Source organism: Nostoc sp. NMS4, from assembly GCF_017115095.1.
Taxonomy (GTDB): domain Bacteria; phylum Cyanobacteriota; class Cyanobacteriia; order Cyanobacteriales; family Nostocaceae; genus Nostoc.
Genome location: NZ_JABXKI010000005.1, coordinates 1 through 8,156 on the forward strand (window position 1 = coordinate 1; position 8,156 = coordinate 8,156).

General features: G+C 43.9%; 7 protein-coding genes and 2 pseudogenes. 3 read left to right on the forward strand and 6 right to left on the reverse strand.

The annotated features are described in order from the left end of the window. Nucleotides 1–21: 21 nt before the first annotated feature. From HWQ37_RS34560 to HWQ37_RS34570, 6 genes and pseudogenes are all read right to left on the reverse strand, one after another. Nucleotides 22–615 carry a phosphopantetheine-binding protein gene (locus HWQ37_RS34560; protein WP_363318078.1) on the reverse strand — a complete coding sequence of 198 codons (594 nt, stop codon included), beginning with the start codon at nucleotides 613–615 and terminating at the stop codon, nucleotides 22–24. Between the two features lie 164 nt (nucleotides 616–779). After that, nucleotides 780–4,073, reverse strand: a pseudogene (locus tag HWQ37_RS00060) (non-ribosomal peptide synthetase). Nucleotides 4,074–4,146: 73 nt separating this feature from the next. Continuing rightward, on the reverse strand, nucleotides 4,147–5,238 hold the full coding sequence (gene tnpC, locus HWQ37_RS00065; protein ID WP_292742511.1) for an IS66 family transposase: 1,092 nt from the start codon (nucleotides 5,236–5,238) through the stop codon (nucleotides 4,147–4,149). After that, nucleotides 5,235–5,465 carry a hypothetical protein gene (locus HWQ37_RS00070; protein ID WP_292742509.1) on the reverse strand — a complete coding sequence of 77 codons (231 nt, stop codon included), beginning with the start codon at nucleotides 5,463–5,465 and terminating at the stop codon, nucleotides 5,235–5,237. The genes tnpC and HWQ37_RS00070 overlap by 4 nt, the downstream gene beginning before the upstream one ends. A 5-nt stretch (nucleotides 5,466–5,470) precedes the next feature. After that, nucleotides 5,471–6,274 (reverse strand): hypothetical protein, encoded by an 804-nt coding sequence (locus tag HWQ37_RS34565; RefSeq protein WP_363318076.1) that lies wholly within the window; start codon nucleotides 6,272–6,274, stop codon nucleotides 5,471–5,473. A gap of 29 nt (nucleotides 6,275–6,303) precedes the next feature. Continuing rightward, on the reverse strand, nucleotides 6,304–7,011 hold the full coding sequence (locus tag HWQ37_RS34570) for a class I SAM-dependent methyltransferase (protein ID WP_363318077.1): 708 nt from the start codon (nucleotides 7,009–7,011) through the stop codon (nucleotides 6,304–6,306). 235 nt (nucleotides 7,012–7,246) lie between these two features. On the opposite strand from HWQ37_RS34570, the gene HWQ37_RS00080 reads away from it, so the two are divergent. The 3 genes and pseudogenes from HWQ37_RS00080 to HWQ37_RS00090 form a co-directional block, all read left to right on the forward strand. Next, nucleotides 7,247–7,582 (forward strand): helix-turn-helix domain-containing protein, encoded by a 336-nt coding sequence (locus tag HWQ37_RS00080; protein ID WP_094344365.1) that lies wholly within the window; start codon nucleotides 7,247–7,249, stop codon nucleotides 7,580–7,582. Between the two features lie 107 nt (nucleotides 7,583–7,689). After that, nucleotides 7,690–7,869: a hypothetical protein gene (locus tag HWQ37_RS00085; RefSeq protein WP_292742510.1), complete on the forward strand. Its 180-nt coding sequence runs from the start codon at nucleotides 7,690–7,692 to the stop codon at nucleotides 7,867–7,869. An 82-nt stretch (nucleotides 7,870–7,951) separates the two neighbouring features. After that, nucleotides 7,952–8,156, forward strand: a pseudogene (locus tag HWQ37_RS00090) (hypothetical protein); the annotation flags it as partial.

Below are 8,156 nucleotides of genomic sequence, written 5' to 3' on the forward strand. Positions count from 1 at the left end.
TATTGCTTAATTATTTTTTGATTATCCCACAAAGCTTATATTAAGGATAGGTCTAATTGATTTCGCTAATTCGCCAACTGTGGCTGTGGCAAATAACTCACGCAATGGTAGTTCCACTTGGAAAATCTTGCGGATACGGGAAATCAGTTGTGTTGCTAATAGCGAGTGTCCCCCCAGTTCAAAGAAGTTATCATGAATGCCCACTTGTTCAACTTTCAGCACTTGCGCCCAAAGTTGTGTCAGCATTTCCTCAATTGGAGTGCGTGGGGCAACATATTTGTCTGCGCCGCTCTGTAAATCTGGTTTTGGTAAAGCGCGGCGGTCTACTTTGCCACTAGGAGTTAGAGGTAAGGATTCCAAAATGGCGATCGCACTAAGTACCATATATTCTGGTAGCTGATGCTTGAGAAATTCACGTAGTTGGTATGTTGTCAGCGATTTATCAGTAGCAGCTAGATATGCTACTAAGCGTTGATCACCAGGAATATCTTCTCTAGCAACGACTACAGCTTGTTGTATTTGTGGGTGGGTGTTAAGGACTGTCTCAATTTCTCCAAGTTCAATGCGGAAGCCGCGAATCTTGACTTGGTTATCGATACGACCAAGGTATTCCATATTGCCGTCATCCAAGTAGCGCACTAGGTCGCCTGTTTTGTAAAGGCGTTCTGATTCGTCATCCGAAAAGGGGTTGGGGATGAATTTTTCATTGGTACGCTGCAAATCATTAATGTACCCTATCCCCACGCCTATACCTGCTATACAAAGCTCACCAATGACTCCTACAGGAACCAGTTGTAAATCTTGATCCATTATATGGAGTTTGACATTAGGCAGAGGTTTGCCTATGGGTATGGATTTATTTGAAAACTCATCTGCTTGTTCTACCGTATAAGCAGAACAAACATCTGCACATGATGAAATCATTACAGTACTGTCTTTTGAAGTGAATTGGTAATCTTTAACCAACCAATTGACCAAGTTAACAAAACCGCGATGGTATACACCTGCTCCTTTGGGCTTACCTGTAGAACCTGAAGTATAGATGACGTATATTAAGTTACCGGGTGTTGCGGTATTTGCAGGGTTCGAGTTACTGTTTTGCCCTATTGTTTCGCGATCGCTGTCTAAGCAGATAATTCTTGCACTACGATCAGGTAGTTTGTTGACTAAATGTTGTTGGGTGAGCAACACTTTAGCTTGAGCATTATCTACCATAAAACTCAAGCGGTCTTGGGGATACTCAGGGTCAAGTGGCATATAAGCACCACCTGCTTTGAGAATACCCAACAGTCCCACTACCATATCTAATGATCGCTTTACACAAATGCTGACCAGCACATCTGCTCCCACTCCTAAAGACTGCAAGTAATGTGCTAACTCATTTGCGCGACAATTGAGTTCATGGTAAGTCAGTTGTTGGTTTTCAAACACCACCGCTACAGCATCGGGTGTACGCGCTACTTGCTCCTCAAACAACTGATGGAGACATTTATCAAGGGGATAGTCTGCTTGAGTATTGTTCCACTCAACCAATAACTGCTGTTGCTCAGGTTGTGTTAACAAAGGTAATTGTGAAATGCGCTGTTGCGGATTCGCCACAATGGATTCTAGCAGTGTGACAAAATGACCCGCCAGCCGCTCAATAGTATCTGCATCAAACAAGTCAGTATTGTACTCCCACACGCCCACCAGTCCGGTAGCAGTGTTCTCCATTCCCAAAGTTAAATCAAACTTGGCAGTTGTACTCTTGACTTTGAGTGGATTAACACTTAACCCAGTTAACTCCACAGTTGATATCGGTGCGTTCTCTAGCACAAACATCACTTGGAACAGTGGACTATGGCTAAGGTTGCGTTCTGGTTGCAATGCTTCTACCAGCATTTCAAATGGCAAATTCTGGTAAGTATATGCCTCCATTGCCATGAACCGAACGCGACCTAATAATTCGCTAAAACTAGGATTACCTGCCAAGTTTGTACGCATCACTAAGGTATTGATAAAAAAGCCAATTAACCCTTCTATTTCGCTGCGATCGCGGTTTGCAATTGGTGTCCCTACCAAAATGTCTGTTTGTTCTGTGTAGCGATACAGTAGGGTATCAAATGCAGCTAACAGCGTCATAAAGACAGTACAACCTTGCTGCTGACTCAGTTGTGTCAGTTTTTGGGTGAGTTCCAAAGAAAGCGCAAATTCTTTATGTGCGCCAGCGAAGGTTTGCACCGCAGGTCTAGGTCGGTCTGTGGGAAGCGGTAATAAAGCTGGTGCTTCCTTGAGTTGTTTTTGCCAGTAATTCAATTGGCTTTGCAATACATCCCCTTGCAACCACTGTCTCTGCCATAGTGCAAAGTCTGCATACTGAATCGGTAGTGGTAATAAATTGGGTGATTTATCTTGAGCATAAGCATCGTACAGCGCTGCTAATTCTTTGACAAACACACCTATTGACCAACCGTCTGAGACAATGTGGTGCATGGACACTAATAATATGTGTTCTGTCTCATTCAGCACCAGTAACTTCGCTCTCAATAATGCTTGATTTGCTAGGTCAAAGGGTTGAATAGCGTGTTCTTGCGCTAGTTGCTGTACAGCTATTTCTTGTTTATTTGCAGGTAAATGTTGCAAGTCAAAAACTGAAACTTGCCAATCTGCTTGTGTTTGAATGATTTGTAAAGCTTGTCCATCAACGGTGATGAAGTTGGTGCGTAAGGCTTCGTGACGCTCAACGATTGCTTGTAAGCTTTGCGTCTAACAGGAACTTTGAGAGTTCCTGTTAGACGCAAAGCAACATGGATATTGTAAAAGTGGCTATTAGGCTCAAATTGGTCTAAAAACCATAAACGCTGTTGAGCAAATGACAGTGGTAGTTCTACATTCTCCGTTCGCTTGAGGATGGGCACAGAAGTCAGGGCGATATCTTGTTGTTGCAACTGCTGAAGCGATCGCCCTAATTGGGCTACTGTTGCATTGGTAAACAACTCACGCAATGGTAGTTCCACTTTGAAAAGGTTACGGATGCGGGAAACCAATTGCGTCGCTAGTAGGGAATGTCCCCCTAATTCAAAGAAGTTATCATGAATCCCTACCTGCTCTAGTTTCAGCACTTGCGCCCAAATTTGTGTCAGAATTTCCTCAATGGGCGTGCGTGGGGCAACAAATTTTTCTAGCTGTGTGCTGTCTAAGTCTGGTTTTGGTAGGGCGCGGCGATCAATTTTTCCGTTAGAGGTAAGAGGTAAGGATTCCAGCAACACGAAGGCGTTGGGTATCATGTAGCTTGGCAGTTGGTTACTGAGGAACTGACGTAATTCTTGGACTGTGGTTGATTCCGGCTTTGGCACTACGTAAGCAACTAAGCGTTTGTCGCCCGGTTCATCCTCTCTGATAATCACCAGGTTTTCCCAAACGGCTGGGTGTTGCGCCAGCAATCCCTCAATTTCTCCCAACTCAATGCGGAAGCCGCGAATCTTGACTTGGTTATCGATACGTCCTAAATACTCTAACTCGCCATTAGGTAAATACCGCGCTAAATCCCCTGTCCTATATAATTTTGAATTTGAATTGTCAAACGGATGAGAGATAAACCGTTGTTCTGTAAGTTCAGGACGATTCAGATAGCCATGCGTCACCCCAGCGCCACCGACATACATTTCACCCCTGACACCAATTGGCACTGGCTGTAAATTCTGGTCTAGCAGATATACCTGCAAGTCAGGAATCGGGCGGCCAATGACATTAGCCGTATCATGCAAATCAGCTTTGCTCAAGGGACGATAGGTAACGTGTACGGTAGTTTCTGTAATCCCGTACATATTCACCAACTGGGGTGAGGAGTCGCCATGTCGTTCAAACCAAGGCTGCAAACTCGACAGTTCTAAGGCTTCTCCACCAAAAATTACCAAGCGTAAGCTTAAGTCGTTAGCAGTTCCTATAGATTGTTCGGCTTGAATTAACTGGCGGAAGGCGGAAGGGGTTTGATTGAGAACAGTGACTTTTTCTTGACACAATAACTCATAAAAGGATTCAGGCGATCGCGTCACCAGATATGGTACTACTACCAATCGTCCACCGTACAGCAATGCACCCCAAATTTCCCAAACAGAGAAATCGAATGCATAAATGTTTTAACTTTCCTTGATTTTTAGTAACTGCCTAGCTAGTGGGATTGGAAGAGAAGAAAACAGAGAGATTACCTTGTAATGCGTCAGCAATCACTTCTAAGAGATTAAGACCCCGCTTAGATGCAGTCGAAAGAAAAGAACGGATATTGGCGAATGAAACCGCAAAATCGAATGAGCGAAAACCACCCGAAATTTTCTGCTTACATTTCATCATTCGCAAGTCACGTTCAGCTTGGTTATTAGTAAATGGAACATCCGGTTCTGTAAGAAACCGTAAAACATCCCGCTTATAATTTTGAAACCGTAATAACAAGTTATGACCAACTCGTCGTTTCACCCGTCCTCGATTACCTTTACGGGTTAAAGGTATTTGGAATTCGTGATAATCTTGCCCTCGCTTGAGAATTTGCTCATAGAGTTGACTCAGACGAGCAACAATATTTTGAGGAATACCTTTGGGATAGCGATGTTTATAATTGCAAGCTAAAAGCAAAACCTTTTTCATCGACTTCGCCCAAGATTCTTGCTCGATTTCTTCTAAGGCTTTGAGTTCTCTCAGATGATGTGCGTTACACAAGGCATGATTGACATCAAGGAGTTGATAATAAGGATTCCAGTGGTCGTGAACTACTACACCTTTGATATCAGCTAACACTTCAATATCTTTACGTCTAGAAGCAACTCGATACCAAGAAAGTGTTTCGCTTGAAACCACGTGTAACCAACTGGTTTGTCCCCCAATCCTAAAGCCAGTCTCGTCAAGATGTTTAACTGGTGAGGCTTTGACCTCTGTTACAATCTCGGTGATTACTGGTTCTATTATTTTGGTAAGAGCCTTGGTTATATTTGCGATTGTCCCCGGTGTAATTCGACAACCAAATAAATCTAATAGAACCTCGCTCAACCTGTCTTCTGGAATAAAATGTTGATGATGTAGATAAGCCGCTACTGCTTTGATTCTGGCTCCATACTGTACTGGCGCTTTTACCGATTCTGGAAAACTTCCTTGGATGTGAACTTTACATTTGGGACATTCTTTGACGGCAACTCTGTGTTCTGTAACGATTATTCTTGGGCAAGGTATATCAAATACTTGTCGCTTGATGATTTTTTCTACTTCTATTTGGGAGACATCGCACCCACACGATGAGCATAAGCATGGTGTTGAATCGACTTGTCGGGTTTGAAAATGAACAACCCGCTTTCAGAAAGAATTTTCTTCGCAGAGATAAAAGTACTGTAACCCATCCCACTAGAAAGGGTCATCCACCGGTAACCATAAGGGTCAGCCGTCCAGCATTCTTGCCATAGCTGGTTAACAGAGGGTCTTTGTTGCGAAGCCCATAACATATCTTCTACCTGTCAGTCTTTTTCGATTGCTCCTTCCAGTGATCCCAAGCAACCACCAACTCTTCGCCCAAATCCTCTACTACTTCGCCCCTTTCAACATATAAAGTACGGTAGGGGTCAGCGTGGGCAACGATAGAACCAACGCCAATGGTGTCGGGTTGAAGAGATGCGTTCTGGAGAGCAGTAATTAAATCAGTCTCCTCACTGGTCAATTCCGCCCAATAGTCCTGTTTGATCACCTCATACTCTTGGGCAACATCGCAGTAGTCCTGCCACTTACACCCTGGTTTAGCTAGCACCCTCCGAATGTCACTAACCGCCTGGGGCAACATTTCTAATTGCTCGGCTCGATAGGCGATCGCATTTGGTGTAGGTTCACTCCCCAGGATTATCGCCGCAGCCTCTAACGCTTGGGTGTTGTTCATGGCACTGGCCAGATTCTTCAGCGCCATGCCCATGAGTCGTAAGCATTCTTGGGCATTTTCTTTTGGGGGTTCCTGGGCTAGCGATCGCAAATCAATAGTTTTCTCCAACGCCTGTTTAACTTGCTTGTTCAACGCTTTGGTCGCTTGCTGGGTCATCGTATTTCCCCACTGTTGGACAGGACGTTCTTCTACAGCGTGTTCTAATTCCTGAATGCGCTGCTGGAGTTGTTGATTTTCAATTTCCAGTTTCCGTAACCCCTCCATCTCCGAGAGGCGTTGCTGTAACTGGATATTTTCTTCTTTCTGTTGTTTAAAAAGTTGTTGCAGAGATTGGATTTGCTCTTTAGCTTGTTCTTCGGCTCTGGCCGACACTTCTGCTTGCAAACCAATCCTCAATTCCTGGGAAAGTCTTTCTAGTTCCTGTTTATGGCGTTCTTCAATAGCAGCGATCGCTCCGTATATTCTGGTGGATAGTTCCGCTCTCTGGGAAATGGAACGCTTGGGGCATCTAAATCAGCATTGTTGATCAGTAGCCTCTCGCCATCAGCAAAGGTGACAATCTGCTGCCAGTGATTCGGTGCGTCTGCCTCAATCACTCCCGAATCCCCATACCTTGGGTGTGATTCTTGTGAAACAGTGACAGAATTACACAATTGTGTTTTAGGGTTTTCGCTTTTTGTGGCGCGTTTAGTTGTTGGTACGACTTGCTGCACTGCTTTAGCAAAATCGGCAGCAGTGGGGAAGGGTTTTTCTTTGGCTGCGATCGCAACAGCTTGCTCTAACTTATCGGGAGTTTTCACCAGTCGGAGCAAGGAGCGAGTTTGAGAAGGCTTAGTAATCTTTTCCCTGAGTTCCTCTGGCAGAGTATCAACTACTTTCTTCGCAGACAGCAAATCTCTGACCCGGCGATATCCACCGTGCTTGGTTAGTTCTTTTTCGCAATAATCTTCAAAACTGGCATAACCAGCATCAGAGTAATAGCCGTTATTCCGCATCACCCGCAGTTCTTCTATTGCCTGCCACTCGAAGCGGTCTATGGCAGCAAAGGTATCTTGGATGCTGGTATTGAGAATGTTGTAATCGAGTGCTGATGTTGTTTCGGAACGGTTTAGTGTCAGCATGATTTTACCTGTATGTGCTGTATACACACGGGAAATACTGGTTAATGCAAATGAAAACTGCTGTATTCTCAGCAATTACTTTTTATTGCTTTTGAAAAGCGTAATTATTTTTGCCATAACCTCCTTAAAATCAGTTCACAAAACAATTTGACGGCTGGAATACTCATGCCGTCTATGAATTCTTGTATAACTGAACTGGTTGATTGAACTCACAGTACAAAAACTATCTTGCCACATGACAACTGAAAGTGCAAATATAAAAGTAAAAAATACAAAGGAGGTAATTATGGTTCCCCTGGACTGGGTTGTTATGCTTGCGTGGAATAAAGAATGTGGAAATAGCCTAAGATTATTACGTGGCAAGAAGTCTAGGCGTGAGATTGCAGATGCACTTTTGAGCCAAAAGGTTGAATGCTCTCAAGAATACATTAGAAAGCTGGAGAATGGCGAAGCAGCCTCTGTTTCAACAAAAATCATTACAGCAATCGCCAAAACTCTTGGTGTAGAACTGATTGAGATTATGTCTGACTTACGTGTTGAAGTTTCCAAAAATATTTGTACTTCTAGTTAATTTTTGTACTCTGAGTTGTTATTATAGAGATATGAAAACAAAAGACGACCGCCCCAGCCTACGAAACTTGTGCGATCGCCCTTTGACCCTTTGCAGGAATCTATATTATGACTCAATCAGTTTACACACAGCAAACGGCTTCTAGCTTCAACTACAACACATCAACAATAGTTACAGAAGTTCCCTTTAAAGATGAGCAAGCCCTAGCTCAAGCAGAACTGAACAACTACATCGATACCCAAGCCGAAGTTGTAGCCCCAACCCAAGACCCCCCTAACATCTCGTGACCGCCGCATCATTGGCGAGATTATTCAAGTCGAACCGGAATCTGTTCATACTATCTGGCTTGAAGGCGGGATTACGGTATGGGTGCGGTTCGTAAACGGTAGCTGCTTGCCTTTTGACCGAGACTGGTTCGCAAAAAGAGTTGCAGAGGTTAAAGCGACACTTCCAGAAACTCCATTGGAGCGCAATGAACGCCTCAGCGATGAATTAGAACAAGCTTGTGTCAAGTTCAATCTGTGGCATCCCCAGATTGATTGGTTATCCTTCAGTACTAAACTTTACCGAAATA

Bases quoted from the DNA above. Each gene is read 5' to 3' on its own strand.
- HWQ37_RS34560 (WP_363318078.1), bottom strand. From the start codon at position 615: ATGGAATACCTTGGTCGTATCGATAACCAAGTCAAGATTCGCGGCTTC.
- HWQ37_RS00070 (WP_292742509.1), bottom strand. From the start codon at position 5,465: ATGTTATGGGCTTCGCAACAAAGACCCTCTGTTAACCAGCTATGGCAA.
- HWQ37_RS34570 (WP_363318077.1), bottom strand. From the start codon at position 7,011: ATGCTGACACTAAACCGTTCCGAAACAACATCAGCACTCGATTACAAC.
- HWQ37_RS00080 (WP_094344365.1), top strand. From the start codon at position 7,247: ATGACAACTGAAAGTGCAAATATAAAAGTAAAAAATACAAAGGAGGTA.
- HWQ37_RS00085 (WP_292742510.1), top strand. From the start codon at position 7,690: ATGACTCAATCAGTTTACACACAGCAAACGGCTTCTAGCTTCAACTAC.